Origin of the sequence: Falsirhodobacter xinxiangensis, from assembly GCF_004959935.1 — a bacterium.
Lineage (GTDB): Bacteria > Pseudomonadota > Alphaproteobacteria > Rhodobacterales > Rhodobacteraceae > Falsirhodobacter > Falsirhodobacter xinxiangensis.
Map to the genome: position 1 here is coordinate 1 of NZ_SMYN01000010.1, position 13334 is coordinate 13334.

Annotated in this window: 26 protein-coding genes; 21 read left to right on the forward strand and 5 right to left on the reverse strand. The window is 62.9% G+C overall.

All coding sequences use genetic code 11. The annotated features are described in order from the left end of the window. The 21 genes from E2K76_RS12610 to rpmD all read left to right on the forward strand — a co-directional run. The coding region (locus E2K76_RS12610; protein WP_449265779.1) for an EF-Tu C-terminal domain-related protein at positions 1-193 on the forward strand (193 nt) is incomplete at its 5' end. A 146-nt stretch (positions 194-339) separates the two neighbouring features. Then, positions 340-645 carry a 30S ribosomal protein S10 gene (gene rpsJ / locus E2K76_RS12615; protein WP_091302849.1) on the forward strand — a complete coding sequence of 102 codons (306 nt, stop codon included), beginning with the start codon at positions 340-342 and terminating at the stop codon, positions 643-645. A 12-nt stretch (positions 646-657) separates the two neighbouring features. Continuing rightward, the gene (gene rplC / locus E2K76_RS12620; RefSeq protein WP_136684674.1) at positions 658-1506 is read left to right on the forward strand and encodes a 50S ribosomal protein L3; all 849 of its coding nucleotides are present in this window, start codon (positions 658-660) and stop codon (positions 1504-1506) included. Continuing rightward, positions 1503-2123 (forward strand): 50S ribosomal protein L4, encoded by a 621-nt coding sequence (rplD, locus tag E2K76_RS12625; protein ID WP_136684675.1) that lies wholly within the window; start codon positions 1503-1505, stop codon positions 2121-2123. The genes rplC and rplD overlap by 4 nt, the downstream gene beginning before the upstream one ends. Beyond that, positions 2120-2416 (forward strand): 50S ribosomal protein L23, encoded by a 297-nt coding sequence (locus tag E2K76_RS12630; protein ID WP_136684676.1) that lies wholly within the window; start codon positions 2120-2122, stop codon positions 2414-2416. Before rplD ends, E2K76_RS12630 begins: the two co-directional genes overlap by 4 nt. A gap of 126 nt (positions 2417-2542) precedes the next feature. Next, entirely contained in the window at positions 2543-3379 is an 837-nt protein-coding gene (rplB, locus tag E2K76_RS12635) for a 50S ribosomal protein L2 (RefSeq protein ID WP_136684677.1), read from the forward strand. A gap of 3 nt (positions 3380-3382) precedes the next feature. Continuing rightward, on the forward strand, positions 3383-3661 hold the full coding sequence (gene rpsS, locus E2K76_RS12640) for a 30S ribosomal protein S19 (protein WP_136684678.1): 279 nt from the start codon (positions 3383-3385) through the stop codon (positions 3659-3661). Between the two features lie 3 nt (positions 3662-3664). Continuing rightward, positions 3665-4045, forward strand: a complete 381-nt coding sequence (gene rplV, locus E2K76_RS12645; protein WP_136684679.1) for a 50S ribosomal protein L22 — start codon at positions 3665-3667, stop codon at positions 4043-4045. Next, positions 4045-4752, forward strand: coding sequence for a 30S ribosomal protein S3 (gene rpsC, locus E2K76_RS12650; RefSeq protein ID WP_136684680.1), 708 nt, complete (start codon positions 4045-4047; stop codon positions 4750-4752). Before rplV ends, rpsC begins: the two co-directional genes overlap by 1 nt. Before the next feature lie 12 nt (positions 4753-4764). After that, a complete protein-coding gene (rplP, locus tag E2K76_RS12655; protein WP_136684681.1) occupies positions 4765-5178 on the forward strand; it encodes a 50S ribosomal protein L16 in 414 nt (137 codons plus the stop codon). A 110-nt stretch (positions 5179-5288) separates the two neighbouring features. Continuing rightward, positions 5289-5492 carry a 50S ribosomal protein L29 gene (gene rpmC, locus E2K76_RS12660; RefSeq protein WP_136684682.1) on the forward strand — a complete coding sequence of 68 codons (204 nt, stop codon included), beginning with the start codon at positions 5289-5291 and terminating at the stop codon, positions 5490-5492. 11 nt (positions 5493-5503) lie between these two features. Continuing rightward, the gene (gene rpsQ / locus E2K76_RS12665) at positions 5504-5743 is read left to right on the forward strand and encodes a 30S ribosomal protein S17 (RefSeq protein WP_136684683.1); all 240 of its coding nucleotides are present in this window, start codon (positions 5504-5506) and stop codon (positions 5741-5743) included. Positions 5744-5807: 64 nt separating this feature from the next. Beyond that, on the forward strand, positions 5808-6176 hold the full coding sequence (gene rplN, locus E2K76_RS12670; protein ID WP_035714274.1) for a 50S ribosomal protein L14: 369 nt from the start codon (positions 5808-5810) through the stop codon (positions 6174-6176). Beyond that, positions 6176-6481, forward strand: a complete 306-nt coding sequence (gene rplX / locus E2K76_RS12675; protein WP_136684684.1) for a 50S ribosomal protein L24 — start codon at positions 6176-6178, stop codon at positions 6479-6481. Before rplN ends, rplX begins: the two co-directional genes overlap by 1 nt. Further along, entirely contained in the window at positions 6481-7056 is a 576-nt protein-coding gene (gene rplE / locus E2K76_RS12680) for a 50S ribosomal protein L5 (protein WP_136684685.1), read from the forward strand. Before rplX ends, rplE begins: the two co-directional genes overlap by 1 nt. Positions 7057-7059: 3 nt before the next feature. After that, positions 7060-7365 carry a 30S ribosomal protein S14 gene (gene rpsN, locus E2K76_RS12685; protein ID WP_136684686.1) on the forward strand — a complete coding sequence of 102 codons (306 nt, stop codon included), beginning with the start codon at positions 7060-7062 and terminating at the stop codon, positions 7363-7365. Between the two features lie 12 nt (positions 7366-7377). Next, entirely contained in the window at positions 7378-7776 is a 399-nt protein-coding gene (gene rpsH / locus E2K76_RS12690; protein WP_136684687.1) for a 30S ribosomal protein S8, read from the forward strand. Positions 7777-7787: 11 nt separating this feature from the next. Continuing rightward, a complete protein-coding gene (gene rplF, locus E2K76_RS12695; protein WP_136684688.1) occupies positions 7788-8321 on the forward strand; it encodes a 50S ribosomal protein L6 in 534 nt (177 codons plus the stop codon). Positions 8322-8332: 11 nt separating this feature from the next. Next, positions 8333-8692: a 50S ribosomal protein L18 gene (gene rplR, locus E2K76_RS12700; protein WP_136684689.1), complete on the forward strand. Its 360-nt coding sequence runs from the start codon at positions 8333-8335 to the stop codon at positions 8690-8692. Between the two features lie 10 nt (positions 8693-8702). After that, complete coding sequence (rpsE, locus tag E2K76_RS12705; protein ID WP_136684690.1) at positions 8703-9263, forward strand: 30S ribosomal protein S5; 561 nt, start codon at positions 8703-8705, stop codon at positions 9261-9263. Between the two features lie 11 nt (positions 9264-9274). Then, positions 9275-9466, forward strand: a complete 192-nt coding sequence (gene rpmD / locus E2K76_RS12710; RefSeq protein WP_136684691.1) for a 50S ribosomal protein L30 — start codon at positions 9275-9277, stop codon at positions 9464-9466. A 64-nt stretch (positions 9467-9530) separates the two neighbouring features. Here the strand turns inward: rpmD and E2K76_RS12715 are convergent, their stop codons facing one another. The 5 genes from E2K76_RS12715 to E2K76_RS12735 are packed head-to-tail and all read right to left on the reverse strand — an operon-like array spanning position 9531 to position 13259. Beyond that, entirely contained in the window at positions 9531-10373 is an 843-nt protein-coding gene (locus E2K76_RS12715) for a nickel/cobalt transporter (RefSeq protein ID WP_136684692.1), read from the reverse strand. After that, positions 10364-10999, reverse strand: coding sequence for a DUF1007 family protein (locus tag E2K76_RS12720; protein ID WP_136684693.1), 636 nt, complete (start codon positions 10997-10999; stop codon positions 10364-10366). The genes E2K76_RS12715 and E2K76_RS12720 overlap by 10 nt, the downstream gene beginning before the upstream one ends. A 42-nt stretch (positions 11000-11041) precedes the next feature. Then, positions 11042-12301 carry a sensor histidine kinase gene (locus tag E2K76_RS12725; protein WP_136684694.1) on the reverse strand — a complete coding sequence of 420 codons (1260 nt, stop codon included), beginning with the start codon at positions 12299-12301 and terminating at the stop codon, positions 11042-11044. Further along, positions 12298-12966, reverse strand: a complete 669-nt coding sequence (locus tag E2K76_RS12730) for a response regulator (protein WP_136684695.1) — start codon at positions 12964-12966, stop codon at positions 12298-12300. Before E2K76_RS12730 ends, E2K76_RS12725 begins: the two co-directional genes overlap by 4 nt. Beyond that, positions 12963-13259 (reverse strand): PepSY domain-containing protein, encoded by a 297-nt coding sequence (locus E2K76_RS12735; RefSeq protein ID WP_136684696.1) that lies wholly within the window; start codon positions 13257-13259, stop codon positions 12963-12965. Before E2K76_RS12735 ends, E2K76_RS12730 begins: the two co-directional genes overlap by 4 nt. Positions 13260-13334: the final 75 nt, after the last annotated feature.

The window sequence follows — 13334 nt, forward strand, 5'->3', positions numbered from 1 at the left end:
CTACTTCCGCACGACGGACGTGACCGGGACCGTTCAGCTGCCGGAAGGCACCGAGATGGTCATGCCGGGCGACAACCTGAAGTTCAACGTAGAACTGATCGCGCCGATCGCCATGGAAGAGAAGCTGCGCTTCGCCATCCGTGAAGGCGGCCGCACCGTCGGCGCAGGCGTCGTGTCGAAAATCATCGCCTGATCCGTTTATTGGGATCGTGGGTGAGGGGCCGCACGAAAGTGCGGCCCCTTTCNCTCGAAAATCATCGCTTAATCAACCGCAACCCGGAAGAGGGGTTTGGGGGCCTACGGGCCCCCTGACTTCCCGCCGAGCCCAAGGGGCACTACATGACTCAGACCATCCGGATCAGGCTCAAGGCCTTCGATTACCGCGTGCTGGATGCCAGCACCCAGGAAATCGTAAACACGGCAAAACGGACCGGCGCGCAAGTTCGCGGCCCCATTCCGCTGCCGAACAAGATCGAGAAATTCACGGTTCTCCGTGGTCCGCACATCGACAAGAAGTCGCGCGACCAGTGGGAAATCCGCACGCACAAGCGTCTCCTCGACATCGTTGATCCGACTCCGCAGACCGTGGACGCGCTGATGAAGCTCGACCTCGCGGCCGGCGTTGACGTCGAAATCAAAGTGTAAGGGGGCAAAAAGATGCGCTCTGGAATTATCGCCAAGAAACTGGGCATGACCCGTCTGTTCCTTGAGGACGGACGTCAGGTCCCCGTCACCGTCCTTCAACTGGACACCCTTCAGGTCGTCGCACAGCGCACGGTCGAGAAAGACGGCTACACCGCCGTTCAGCTCGGCGCGGGCACTGCAAAAGCGAAACGCACCTCGGCAGCGCAGCGCGGCCACTTCGCGAAAGCGAACGTGGAGCCGAAGCGCAAGATCGCCGAGTTCCGCGTGACCGAAGGCAACCTGATCGAAGTGGGCGAGGAAATCATCGCCGACCACTACTTCGCGGGTCAGTTCGTCGACGTCGCGGGCACCTCGATCGGTAAAGGTTTTGCCGGTGCGATGAAGCGTCACAACTTCGGCGGTCTTCGCGCCTCGCACGGTGTGTCGATCTCGCATCGTTCGCACGGCTCGACCGGCCAGTGCCAGGACCCCGGCAAGGTGTTCAAAGGCAAGAAGATGGCGGGTCACCTCGGTGCCGTCCGCGTCACCACGCAGAACCTGCAGGTCGTCAAGACCGACAGCGAGCGTGGCCTGATCATGATCAAAGGCGCGGTCCCCGGTTCGAAGGGTGGCTGGGTCACCGTCAAGGATGCGGTCAAGAAACCGTTCCCCGAAAACGCGATCATCCCCGCTGCACTGAAGTCCGCTGCCGCTGCCGCCCACAAGGCTGCCGAGGAAGCTGCCGCTGCCGCTGCTGCCGAGGAAGAAGCTGCACGCGCCGCTGCTGCTGCCGAGCAGGCTGCCGCTGAGGAGGCCGCACTGGCCGCCGCTGCTGCCGAAACTCCGGCCACCGATGCCTCCGACGAAGGAGAAGCGAAATGAAACTCGACGTCATCAAGCTTGATGCCGGAAAGGCTGGCTCGGTAGAGCTGTCCGACGACATCTTCGGTCTGGAGCCGCGCGCGGACATCCTGCACCGCGTCGTTCGCTGGCAGCGCGCCAAGGCTCAGGCTGGCACGCACTCCACGCTCGGCAAGTCGGACGTGTCTTACTCGACGAAGAAGATCTACAAGCAAAAGGGCACCGGCGGCGCACGTCACGGCTCCCGCAAGGCTCCGACCTTCCGTCACGGTGGTACCTACAAGGGTCCGACCCCGCGCAGCCACGCCCACGACCTGCCGAAGAAATTCCGGGCTCTGGGTCTGCGTCATGCGCTGTCCTCGAAGGCTGCGACCGGCAACCTGATCGTTCTCGAAGACGTGAACCTCACGGAAGCCAAGACGGGTGCGCTGGCCAAGACCGTGAAGGAACTGGGCTGGAAACGTGTCCTGATCATCGACGGCGCCGACCTGAACGACAACTTCGTGAAGGCCGCCCGCAACATCGAAGGCGTCGACATCCTGCCGACCATCGGTGCAAACGTCTATGATATCCTGAAGCGTGACACGCTCGTGATCACCAAAGCGGGTATCGAAGCGCTGGAGGCTCGCCTGAAATGAGCGTGAAACCGGAACACTACGACATCATCAAGAAACCGATCATCACCGAAAAGGCGACCTTGGCTTCGGAAGCCAACGCAGTCGTCTTCCAGGTGGCGATGGATTCGACCAAGCCGCAGATCAAGGAAGCCGTCGAGGCTGTCTTTGGCGTGAAGGTGAAAGCCGTCAACACGACGATCACCAAAGGCAAGGTCAAGCGCTTCCGCGGCCGTCCCGGCGTGCGCAGCGACAAGAAAAAAGCTTACGTGACCCTCGAAGAGGGAAACACTATCGACGTCTCCACCGGACTCTGATAGAAGCGCCAAATTCTCGCGGCCCCGGATTCGTCCGGGGCCGCGGAATTTTACGAACCGGGGATCTTCGGAGCCCTTCACCGGACCTGCACCATAAGGTCCCTAGCTGTACGGAAGACAGAAAGCATGGCACTCAAGTCGTATAAGCCGACGACGCCTGGCCAGCGTGGGCTGGTTCTGATCGACCGTTCGGAGCTGTGGAAAGGACGCCCCGTCAAAGCCCTCACCGAGGGTCTGACGAAGACGGGCGGCCGGAACAACACCGGACGCGTTACGATGTGGCATCACGGCGGTGGGGCGAAACGCCTCTATCGCATCGTCGATTTCAAGCGTCGCAAATTCGATATCGCGGCTGTCGTGGAACGGATCGAATATGACCCGAACCGCACCGCGTTCATCGCCCTGATCAAATATGAAGATGGCGAGCTGGCCTATATCCTGGCCCCGCAGCGTCTTGCAGTCGGTGACACCGTCATCGCTGGCACCAAGACCGACGTGAAGCCCGGCAACGCGATGCCCTTCTCGGGCATGCCGATCGGTACCATCGTCCACAACGTCGAGATGAAGCCCGGCAAGGGCGGCCAGATCGCACGCGCCGCAGGCACCTACGCCCAGTTCGTGGGTCGTGACGGTGGCTACGCCCAGATCCGCCTGTCCTCGGGCGAGCTGCGCATGGTCCGTCAGGAATGCATGGCGACCGTTGGCGCGGTTTCGAACGCCGACCACTCGAACCAGAACTTCGGTAAAGCCGGACGTATGCGTCACAAGGGCGTTCGCCCGACTGTCCGCGGCGTCGCGATGAACCCGATCGACCACCCGCATGGTGGTGGTGAAGGCCGGACTTCGGGCGGTCGTCACCCGGTTACTCCGTGGGGCAAAGGCACCAAGGGCAACCGCACCCGCAAGAACAAGACCACGGACAAGTATATCGTCCGCTCGCGTCACTTGAAGAAAGGGCGTTAATCCATGTCGCGTTCCGTCTGGAAAGGCCCGTTTGTCGACGCCTACGTCCTGAAGAAGGCCGAGAAGTCGCGCGAGTCGGGCAAAAACGAAGTGATCAAGATCTGGTCGCGTCGCTCCACCATCCTGCCGCAGTTCGTGGGCCTCACGTTCGGCGTCTACAACGGCAAGAAACACGTCCCGGTGGCCATCACCGAGGAGATGATCGGCCAGAAGTTCGGTGAGTATTCGCCGACGCGGACCTACTACGGTCACGCAGCCGACAAGAAAGCCAAGAGGAAGTAAGCCATGAGCAAGGAAAAGAATCCGCGCCGCGTGGCCGACAACGAGGCAATGGCCAAGCTGAAGATGCTGCGCACCTCGCCGCAGAAGCTGAACCTGGTTGCTGCCCTGATCCGTGGCAAGAAAGTCGACAAGGCCATCGCCGATCTGACCTTCTCGAAGAAGCGCATCAGCCATGACGTGCTGAAGTGCCTTCAGTCGGCCATTGCCAACGCCGAGAACAACCATGGCCTGGACGTCGACCAGCTGGTCGTCGCAGAAGCCTATTGCGGCAAGAACCTGACGCTGAAGCGTGGTCGCCCGCGTGCGCGCGGCCGGTTCGGCAAGATCATGAAGCCCTTCAGCGAACTGACCATCACGGTGCGTCAGAAAGGGGAGACTGCGTAATGGGTCAGAAGGTAAACCCCATCGGGATGCGTCTTCAGGTAAACCGGACCTGGGACAGCCGCTGGTATGCCGATTCGAAAGATTACGGCAACCTGCTGCTGGAAGACCTGAAGATCCGCGAGTTTGTCCATAAAGAGGTCAAGCAAGCCGGCATCTCCAAGGTGATCATCGAGCGTCCGCACAAGAAGTGCCGCGTCACGATCCACGCTGCCCGTCCCGGTGTCATCATCGGGAAGAAAGGCGCCGACATCGAGACGCTTCGCAAGAAGCTGACCCAGTTCACGGCGTCGGAACTGCACCTGAACATCGTCGAAGTCCGCAAGCCCGAGCTTGACGCTCAGCTGGTGGCCGAGTCGATCGCCCAGCAAATGGAGCGCCGGGTGTCCTTCCGTCGCGCCATGAAGCGTGGCGTGCAGAACGCTATGCGCATCGGTGCTCTGGGCATTCGTGTGAACGTCGCGGGACGTCTTGGCGGCGCCGAGATCGCACGGACCGAGTGGTATCGCGAAGGCCGGGTTCCGCTGCACACGCTGCGCGCGGATATCGACTACGCGACCGAAGAAGCGACGACCCCCTATGGGATCATCGGCGTGAAAGTGTGGATCTTCAAAGGTGAAATCCTGGAGCACGATCCGCAGGCCCACGACCGTCGTCACGCAGAAGCCCAGGAGGGTGCCGCACCGCGTCCCCGCCGCGAGCGCGCGTAAGGAGCACGAGAGATGCTGCAACCGAAACGGACCAAGTTCCGCAAACAGCACAAGGGCCGCATTCACGGCGAAGCCAAAGGCGGCTTCCTGCTGAACTTCGGCACCTTCGCTCTGAAGGCCACCGAGCCGGAGCGTGTGACGGCACGTCAGATCGAAGCGGCCCGCCGCGCGATCACCCGTCACATGAAACGTCAGGGTCGTGTCTGGATCCGCATCTTCCCGGATGTCCCGGTTTCGTCGAAACCGACCGAAGTCCGGATGGGTAAGGGTAAAGGCTCCGTCGATTACTGGGCGGCCAAGGTAAAACCGGGCCGGATCATGTTCGAGATTGACGGCGTGGCCGAATCTGTGGCAAGAGAAGCGCTGCGTCTTGGCGCGATGAAGCTGCCGGTTACCACCCGCGTCGTCGCTCGCGAAGACTGGTAAGAATTCCCGGACCCCCGGCGCTTTACGCCGGGGGTTCGGATTTTATTAACCCACCAGGCATGGGGTCACCCGACAAGGGGCCTTCTGGTGAGATGGAAAGGATAGGACGCATGTCCGCCAAGGAATTCACGGCGAAAACGCCGGATCAGCTGCGCGACCAGCTCGTGGCGCTGAAGAAGGAAGCCTTCAACCTGCGCTTCCAGCAGGCCACCGGCCAGCTCGAGAACACCGCCCGCATGCGCGCCGTCCGTCGTGACGTTGCCCGCATCAAGACGGTTCTGAACCAGAAAGCCGCTGAAGCGGCGGCGAACTGAGGATCTGACGAATGCCCAAACGTATCCTGCAAGGCACCGTGACCTCGGACAAGAACGAACAGACCATCACGGTTCTGGTCGAGCGTCGCTTCAAGCACCCGCTTCTGAAGAAGACCGTGCGTCTTTCGAAGAAATACCGCGCCCATGACGCGGAGAACAAATTCAAGGTCGGCGACTCGGTTCGTATCGAGGAATGTGCGCCGATCTCGAAGACGAAACGCTGGACCGTCGTGATCGAAGCTTCGGCTTGATCGGTCCAGACTTTACGAAACCCTGGGGGTGGTACGCCGCTCCCCAAAGGTCGGGAGAACCTAAATGATCCAGATGCAGACCAATCTGGATGTAGCTGACAACTCCGGCGCTCGCCGGGTTCAGTGCATCAAGGTCCTGGGTGGTTCGCACCGCCGGTATGCCTCCGTTGGCGACATCATCGTGGTGTCGGTCAAGGAAGCCATTCCGCGCGGCCGCGTGAAGAAAGGTGACGTCCGCAAGGCCGTCGTCGTTCGCACCGCCAAGGAAGTCCGCCGTGAAGACGGCACGTCGATCCGTTTTGACCGCAATGCTGCCGTCATCCTGAACAACCAGGGTGAACCGGTCGGCACGCGTATCTTCGGGCCGGTCGTGCGCGAGCTGCGTGCAAAGAACTTCATGAAAATCATTTCGCTGGCGCCGGAGGTGCTCTGATGGCTGCGAAACTCAAAAAAGGCGATGAAGTCGTCGTTCTGACCGGCAAGGACAAGGGCAAGAAAGGGACGATCTCGTCCGTTGCACCCTCGGCCAACAAAGCCGTCGTCGAAGGCATCAACATCGCGATCCGTCACACCAAGCAGTCCCAGGGCTCGCAAGGCGGTCGCATCCCGAAAGCGATGCCGATCGACCTGTCGAACCTCGCGCTGCTGGACAAGAACGGCAAGGCAACCCGCGTCGGCTTCCGTATCGAAGGCGACAAGAAGGTCCGCTTCGCCAAGACGACCGGGGAGGCGATCTGATGCTGGATCAAGCCAACTACGCACCGCGCTACAAGACGCTGTACAAGGACACGATCCGTCCCGCTCTGAAGTCGGAATTCGGCTACAAGAACGACATGCAGCTTCCGCGTCTGGACAAGATCGTCCTGAACATGGGCGTCGGCGAAGCCGTCAAGGACACCAAGAAGGTGAAAGCCGCAGCTGAAGAGCTGTCGCTGATCGCCGGCCAGAAGGCTGTCATCACGCATGCCAAGAAGTCGATCGCCGGCTTCCGCGTTCGTGAAGAAATGCCGCTTGGCTGCAAGGTGACCCTGCGCGGCGACCGGATGTATGAATTCCTCGACCGTCTGATCACCATCGCGCTGCCCCGCGTCCGCGACTTCCGCGGCGTGAAAGGCAATTCGTTCGACGGCCGTGGCAACTATGCCATGGGCCTGAAAGAGCAGATCGTGTTCCCCGAGATCAACTTCGACAAGGTCGACGAGATCCTCGGCATGGACATCATCATCTGCACGACGGCGAAGACGGATGCCGAAGCGAAGGCCCTGTTGAAGCATTTCAACATGCCCTTCATCGGCGAAACGCGCGAGGGATAAGATATGGCCAAGAAATCCATGGTTGAACGTGAGGTCAAGCGCGCCAAGCTGGTGAAACAGCACGCTGCGAAACGCGCCGCCCTCAAGGAAATCACCAAGAACGCAGATCTGCCGATGGAAGAGCGCTTCAAGGCGCAGCTGAAACTGGCCGGACTGCCCCGCAACTCGTCCGCGACCCGGCTGCACAACCGCTGCCAGCTCACGGGCCGTCCGCACGCTTACTACCGTAAGCTCAAACTCTCGCGGATCATGCTGCGTGAACTGGCCTCGTTCGGCCAGATCCCGGGCATGGTCAAGTCCAGCTGGTAAGGAGGACCGCATATGTCTGTGAACGATCCTCTTGGCGATATGCTGACCCGCATCCGCAACGCACAGCTGCGTGGCAAGTCGACGGTTTCGACCCCGGCTTCCAAGCTGCGCGCTTGGGTGCTGGACGTGCTGCTGGATGAAGGTTACATCCGCGGCTATGAAAAGAACGAGACCGAAAACGGTCAGGGCGAGCTGGTCATCAGCCTGAAGTACTTCGAGGGCACCCCGGTGATCCGCGAAGTGAAACGCGTGTCCAAACCGGGCCGCCGCGTTTACATGGCGACGAAAGATCTGCCCTCGGTCCGCAACGGCCTTGGCGTTTCCATCATCTCCACGCCGAAAGGCGTCATGTCCGATGCAGCTGCACGGTCCGCCAACGTTGGCGGCGAAGTGCTCTGCACCGTGTTCTAAGGAGGGGTTAGATGTCTCGTATCGGCAAAAAACCCGTTGAACTGCCCAAGGGCGTTTCGGCTGCCCTCAGCGGTCAGACCGTCGAAGTGAAGGGCCCGAAAGGGACCCGTAGCTTCACGGCGACCGATGATGTCACGCTGAAACTGGAAGACAACGTGGTCACCGTCACGCCGCGCGGCACGTCCAAACGGGCGCGCCAGCAGTGGGGCATGGTCCGCAGCCAGGTCGAGAACCTGGTGACGGGCGTGACCACGGGCTTCAAGAAAGAGCTGGAAATCCAAGGCGTGGGTTACCGCGCCGCGATGGCCGGCAACGTTCTGAAGCTGTCCCTCGGCTACTCGCACGAAGTCAACTTCGCCGTTCCGGCGGGCGTCACCGTGACGGCCCCGAAACAGACTGAAATCGTTGTGGAAGGCATCGACCAACAGCTCGTTGGTCAGGTTGCAGCGAACATCCGCGACTGGAAACGCCCCGAGCCCTATAAAGGCAAAGGCATCCGGTACAAGGACGAGTTCATCTTCCGCAAGGAAGGCAAGAAGAAGTAAGGGGCGCGAAAATGGCTTTGAACAAACGAGAGCTGTTCCAGAAGCGCCGCCTGCGCGTGCGGAACAAAATCAAGGCGATGGCCAACGGACGTGCGCGTCTGTCGGTCCACCGCTCCAGCAAGAACATCAGCGTCCAGCTGATCGACGACGTCAACGGCGTGACGCTTGCCGCTGCCTCGACCCTGGAAAAGGATCTGGGCTTCTTCGGCAAGAACAACATCGAAGCGTCGACCGCGGTGGGCAAGGCGATCGCCGAGCGTGCCAAGGCAGCTGGCATCGAAGAATGCTACTTCGATCGTGGTGGTTTCCTCTTTCACGGCAAGATCAAGGCTTTGGCCGAGGCTGCCCGTGAAGGCGGTCTGAAGTTCTAAGGAGACGATTATGGCAGAACGTGAGAACCGCCGGGAACGTCGCGACGACCGTCGCGAGGAGACCCCGGAATTCGCCGATCGTCTCGTGGCGATCAACCGTGTTTCGAAAACCGTGAAAGGTGGTAAGCGCTTCGGCTTTGCCGCACTCGTGGTTGTCGGCGACCAGCGTGGCCGCGTGGGCTTCGGCAAGGGCAAGGCGAAAGAAGTGCCCGAGGCGATCCGCAAGGCGACCGAGCAGGCGAAACGCCAGATGATCCGCGTCGCCCTGCGCGACGGCCGGACGCTGCACCATGACACCAACGGCCGCCACGGTGCGGGCAAGGTCATCATGCGTGCTGCGGTTCCGGGTACCGGGATCATCGCCGGTGGTCCGATGCGTGCCGTCTTCGAAATGCTGGGCGTCCAGGACGTCGTTGCAAAATCGATGGGCTCGCAGAACCCCTACAACATGATCCGCGCGACGATCGACGGTCTGAAGCAGGAATCCTCCCCCCGTATGGTCGCGAACCGTCGCGGCAAGAAGGTGGCGGACATCCTGAAGAAGCCTGAAGCCGAAGTCGCGGAAGCGTAAGGAGCAGGACCATGGCAAAGAAAACCATCGTCGTGAAGCAGGTGGCCTCGGCCGCCCGCCGCCCCGCGATCCAGACCGCGACCCTGAAAGGTCTTGGCCTGAACAAGATGAACCGCACGCGCGAGTTGGAAGATACGCCTTCCGTTCGCGGCATGGTCAACAAGATCTCGCATCTTGTTCAGATCATCGAAGAGCGCGGCTGATCCAAGCTGACATCGAAAAGAGCGCCCCGGTTTTTCCGGGGCGTTTTTCTTTGCCAACCACCAATCAGATGAATTGCAGTGCCATCCGTCCGGCCAGAAGGGCGATGACGCCGCCCGCCGCGATCTGCGCCGTGACCGCGGCCCGTCCGCCATTGCCTGCCAGTCGTCGCATCGTGCTGCCGCCGCCGATGGCCAATGTGTTGAAAGCCGCCGTGCCAAGCCCCATTGCGATGACAGCAAGCACGCCCTGCCAGACGATCCCGAAACGCCAGGCGATGACCAGAAGGAACAACGCCCCCGAACAGGGCCGGATCGCGATGCTTCCGATCAACGCCAGCGCGGCAGCGGGCGAGCGTGCGCGTGCGACCTCCTCCGGGGTGGGGCCGTGATGGTGGCCGCAGCCGCAGCCGTGGGGATGCGCCTCGACCCGCGCGGCGCGCAGGCCCCGCAGCATCATGACCAGCCCGATCGCCGCAATCGCGGCATAGCTCGCCGCCGCCAATACACCTTCGGCCAGTGAAATGGCGTGCTGGGACGTAAGCGACAGCAGTTTCACCCCGACCGCGACCAACAGGATCGCCATCGCGGACTGCGCGAGGCTTGCCGCCAGCCCGATCGCGACCATCCGGCGCATCGGCACCAGACCGGTGGCCGCAGCCCCGCCCAGCAGCAGCTTCCCATGACCCGGACCAAGCGCGTGGACAAAGCCGTATCCCGCGCTCATCGCGCAAAGGGTGATCAGCGCCAGCCCATCACCCCCGCGGATCGACTGAAGCGCACCGGCCATCGCGTTCTGGAACTCGCGCTGCCGCTCGGTCGCCCAAACAAACGCGGCGGTGCCATGATCGCCGCGCGACAGCAGGAACGCGCCAAGGATCAGCGCGGCTGCGGCAAGAATCACTCGCATCGCAGCACGACCTCGTCGGCGAAGCGGGCACCGACATTCGGATCGTCGGGGATATCCTCTTGCGACAGTTGCAGAAGCTGGTCCTGCAACTCGCGGGTCTGGGCATCGGCGACGAAGGGGATCAGCTTGGCCTCGCACCCATCGGGCGCATCCAGCATCAAAGGCGCGCCCGGAATGTCATAGGCGTAATAGTAGAACGGGTCATACAGCTTCAGGCTCGCCCCCAGCCCCTTGGCGGGGATAGGCGCGGGCAGGTCCAGATCGAAGCTGACTTCGACCGCGTCGCCGACCATTCGCGCAGCGCCGTTTTTGGGCTGCGACAGCGCCTTCTTCGCGCCGTTCACCCAAAGGTAGGTGTCGCCCTCATATCCCGGCTCCCACACGGTTTCGCCCCGGACGATCTCGGCCATGTCGGCATCATCCAGCGCCCCGTCGCCGTCCTGGTCGAGGTTGAGCTGGTCGTAAAGCAGCAGCGTGGTGAAGGCGTCGTATTGCCAGACGATGCGGATGCCGGTCAGCGCGCCATCGGCGAATCGAAAGCCGCCGGTGGCATCGACGAAGACATGCGGGTGCGCCTCGGCCCGAAGGGGGATCGCCAGCAGCAGGAGGAATAGGATCTTACGCATGGCCTCGGCGTAACCGAGCCGGACCGTCCCGTGCAAGTCAGATCACCGCGAGCGTGCGCGCGGCAGGGTCAGCGTCGCGGCCAGCCCCGGCCCGGCCGACAGGTCCAGCTGCCCCTCATAGACTTGCACCAGATCGGCCACGATGGCGAGGCCGAGGCCGCTGCCCGGCACGGCCTCGTCCAGCCGCGCCCCACGCGACAGCGCCGCGGCAAGATCGTCCTGCGCGATCCCCGGTCCATCGTCACGCACCGTCAGGTGCAGAAGCGCGCCGTCCATGCGCCCCGTGACCTCGATCCGCGAAGCTGCCCATTTCACCGCGTTCTCCAGCAGGTTGCCCAGCATCTCCTCCAGATCCTCGCGTTCTCCGGCGAAGACCAGCGGCGGCAGATCGCGCGTCAGCGTCAGGTGCTCCATGTCGCGGTCCAGCACCTGAAGCAGATCGTCCAGAACCGCATCCACCGGGGTCGTCTGGCCAAGGCTGCGCCCTTGCCCGGCAGTCCGCGCCCGTTTCAGGTGCCAGCGAAGGGTCCTGTCCATCCGCGCGATCAGGTCCGGGTCGGCCCCGCCATTCGCCAGCGCGGCCAGCGGGGTTTTCAGCGCATGGGCAAGGTTGCCGACATGGGCGCGGGCGCGGGCGATGACGGATCGGTTCTCCTCGATCAGGCGGTTCATCTCGTGGGCCAGCGGGCGCAGTTCGGCCGTTTCCGGAATGGGCAGGCTGTCGATCCGGCCCGCGCGCACAGCCTCGATCGACCCGCGCAGGCGGTTCAACGTTCGCAGGCCCAGCGTGACGCCGATGACAGAGGCGGCGACCAGACCGAACCCCAGCACTGCAAGCGCCAAGGCAAGCGGGCGGGTGATGCGCGCAATCTCGCGCGCGAGGACCGATTCCGGCATCGCCACGGTCAGGGTCAGCGGCGCACCATCGCCGGGGGCGGTGAAGCCCACCGCCTTGCGCGACAGCTCCGCTCCATCCGGGCCCATGGCCGCACCCAGCGGCCCAAGGTCGGAGGTCCAGAGCGAATCCGACTTCGCAACCACTTCCGAGCCGTCAGCGATCTGCCAATACCAACCCGACAGCGGCGTATCGAACCGCGGATCGCCCGCGCCCGCCACCGCCAGCACATCGCCGCGCCATTCCGCGCCGCCCATGACGGATTCGGCCACCGCGTCCAGTTCCGCGCCGAAGCGTCCGGTCACGAAATCGCGCAGAAGGGCGGCGATGAACATCCATGCCAGAACCAGCGCAACCGCCGTCCACAGCGCGGAAAACGCCAGCAGCCGCCCCCGCAGCGAATTCATGCAGGTTCCACCGACAAAAGCCGGTATCCCTCGCCGCGCAGGGTTTCGACCCGCCATGCCCCGATCTTGCGGCGCAGGCGCCCGATCACCACCTCCAACGATTTGAAATCGCGGTCGGCTGCGGCGTCATACATGTGCTCGGACAGTTCCGTGCGGCTGACCACGCGGCCCCGGTGCAGCACCATATAACGCAGCAGCCGCGTCTCGAACGGGGTCAGGCGCAGAGGCATCTCGTTCAGCGTCAACAGCCCGGTCTGCGTATCCAGCTTCAGCGCGCCCGCAGCGACGACGTTCTGTGCATGCCCGGCGGCGCGGCGCACCAGCGTCTGGGCGCGCATCACCACTTCCTCCATGCGGAAGGGTTTCAACACGTAATCGTCGGCTCCGGCGCGAAAGCCGCGCACCTTGTCGGCCCATTCGCCCCGTGCCGTCAGGATCAGCACCGGCAGCACCAGCCCCGCGCTGCGCCAGCGGGTCAGAACCTCGATCCCGTCAAGGCGCGGCAGGCCAAGATCCAGCACCGCCACGTCATAGCTTTCGGTCGCGCCCAGATATTCGCCCTGTTCCCCATCGGCGGCGGTGTCGGTGACGAACCCCGCATCGGCGAATGCGGCGGCGATCTGACCGCGAAGGGTCGCGTCATCCTCGACGATCAGCGCCTTCATGGCAGGATGCGCGCTTCGGTCTGACCGACGCCGTCCACCAGCAGGAACCGTCCCGTCGCGGCATCAAGCCGGATGCGCAGCACATTGCCCTGCGGCGTCAGCCAGCGGAAGTCATAGACGGGGCGATCGTCATCCTCGGTCAGTTCGGCGGCGATCATGCGGCCCTCGTATCGGCCCGCGACCACCGACAGCGCCCGGTCGATGGGCAAGGCATGTTCGGCCAACCGCGCCGGATCGTCATGGGCGTGGGCGGGCAATGCAAGGAACAGGGCAAGAAGTGTCGCGCGGATCATGGGGCTGTTATAGCCTGTATTTGCCAAACGGAAACCAAACGGGCCGTTGGCGCGGGGTTTGGCCGTGCCATGTCA

Excerpts from the sequence above, each read along its gene's own strand:
- rplP (WP_136684681.1), top strand. The coding sequence starts at position 4,765 with ATGCTGCAACCGAAACGGACCAAGTTCCGCAAACAGCACAAGGGCCGC.
- E2K76_RS12735 (WP_136684696.1), bottom strand. The coding sequence starts at position 13,259 with ATGATCCGCGCGACACTTCTTGCCCTGTTCCTTGCATTGCCCGCCCAC.
- rpsJ (WP_091302849.1), top strand. The coding sequence starts at position 340 with ATGACTCAGACCATCCGGATCAGGCTCAAGGCCTTCGATTACCGCGTG.
- E2K76_RS12730 (WP_136684695.1), bottom strand. The coding sequence starts at position 12,966 with ATGAAGGCGCTGATCGTCGAGGATGACGCGACCCTTCGCGGTCAGATC.
- rpsQ (WP_136684683.1), top strand. The coding sequence starts at position 5,504 with ATGCCCAAACGTATCCTGCAAGGCACCGTGACCTCGGACAAGAACGAA.
- rplB (WP_136684677.1), top strand. The coding sequence starts at position 2,543 with ATGGCACTCAAGTCGTATAAGCCGACGACGCCTGGCCAGCGTGGGCTG.
- rpsH (WP_136684687.1), top strand. The coding sequence starts at position 7,378 with ATGTCTGTGAACGATCCTCTTGGCGATATGCTGACCCGCATCCGCAAC.
- rpsN (WP_136684686.1), top strand. The coding sequence starts at position 7,060 with ATGGCCAAGAAATCCATGGTTGAACGTGAGGTCAAGCGCGCCAAGCTG.
- rplR (WP_136684689.1), top strand. The coding sequence starts at position 8,333 with ATGGCTTTGAACAAACGAGAGCTGTTCCAGAAGCGCCGCCTGCGCGTG.
- rpmC (WP_136684682.1), top strand. The coding sequence starts at position 5,289 with ATGTCCGCCAAGGAATTCACGGCGAAAACGCCGGATCAGCTGCGCGAC.
- rpsS (WP_136684678.1), top strand. The coding sequence starts at position 3,383 with ATGTCGCGTTCCGTCTGGAAAGGCCCGTTTGTCGACGCCTACGTCCTG.
- rplN (WP_035714274.1), top strand. The coding sequence starts at position 5,808 with ATGATCCAGATGCAGACCAATCTGGATGTAGCTGACAACTCCGGCGCT.
- rplD (WP_136684675.1), top strand. The coding sequence starts at position 1,503 with ATGAAACTCGACGTCATCAAGCTTGATGCCGGAAAGGCTGGCTCGGTA.
- rplF (WP_136684688.1), top strand. The coding sequence starts at position 7,788 with ATGTCTCGTATCGGCAAAAAACCCGTTGAACTGCCCAAGGGCGTTTCG.
- E2K76_RS12725 (WP_136684694.1), bottom strand. The coding sequence starts at position 12,301 with ATGAATTCGCTGCGGGGGCGGCTGCTGGCGTTTTCCGCGCTGTGGACG.
- rplX (WP_136684684.1), top strand. The coding sequence starts at position 6,176 with ATGGCTGCGAAACTCAAAAAAGGCGATGAAGTCGTCGTTCTGACCGGC.
- rpmD (WP_136684691.1), top strand. The coding sequence starts at position 9,275 with ATGGCAAAGAAAACCATCGTCGTGAAGCAGGTGGCCTCGGCCGCCCGC.
- rplE (WP_136684685.1), top strand. The coding sequence starts at position 6,481 with ATGCTGGATCAAGCCAACTACGCACCGCGCTACAAGACGCTGTACAAG.
- rpsC (WP_136684680.1), top strand. The coding sequence starts at position 4,045 with ATGGGTCAGAAGGTAAACCCCATCGGGATGCGTCTTCAGGTAAACCGG.
- rplC (WP_136684674.1), top strand. The coding sequence starts at position 658 with ATGCGCTCTGGAATTATCGCCAAGAAACTGGGCATGACCCGTCTGTTC.
- E2K76_RS12715 (WP_136684692.1), bottom strand. The coding sequence starts at position 10,373 with ATGCGAGTGATTCTTGCCGCAGCCGCGCTGATCCTTGGCGCGTTCCTG.
- E2K76_RS12720 (WP_136684693.1), bottom strand. The coding sequence starts at position 10,999 with ATGCGTAAGATCCTATTCCTCCTGCTGCTGGCGATCCCCCTTCGGGCC.
- E2K76_RS12630 (WP_136684676.1), top strand. The coding sequence starts at position 2,120 with ATGAGCGTGAAACCGGAACACTACGACATCATCAAGAAACCGATCATC.
- rplV (WP_136684679.1), top strand. The coding sequence starts at position 3,665 with ATGAGCAAGGAAAAGAATCCGCGCCGCGTGGCCGACAACGAGGCAATG.
- rpsE (WP_136684690.1), top strand. The coding sequence starts at position 8,703 with ATGGCAGAACGTGAGAACCGCCGGGAACGTCGCGACGACCGTCGCGAG.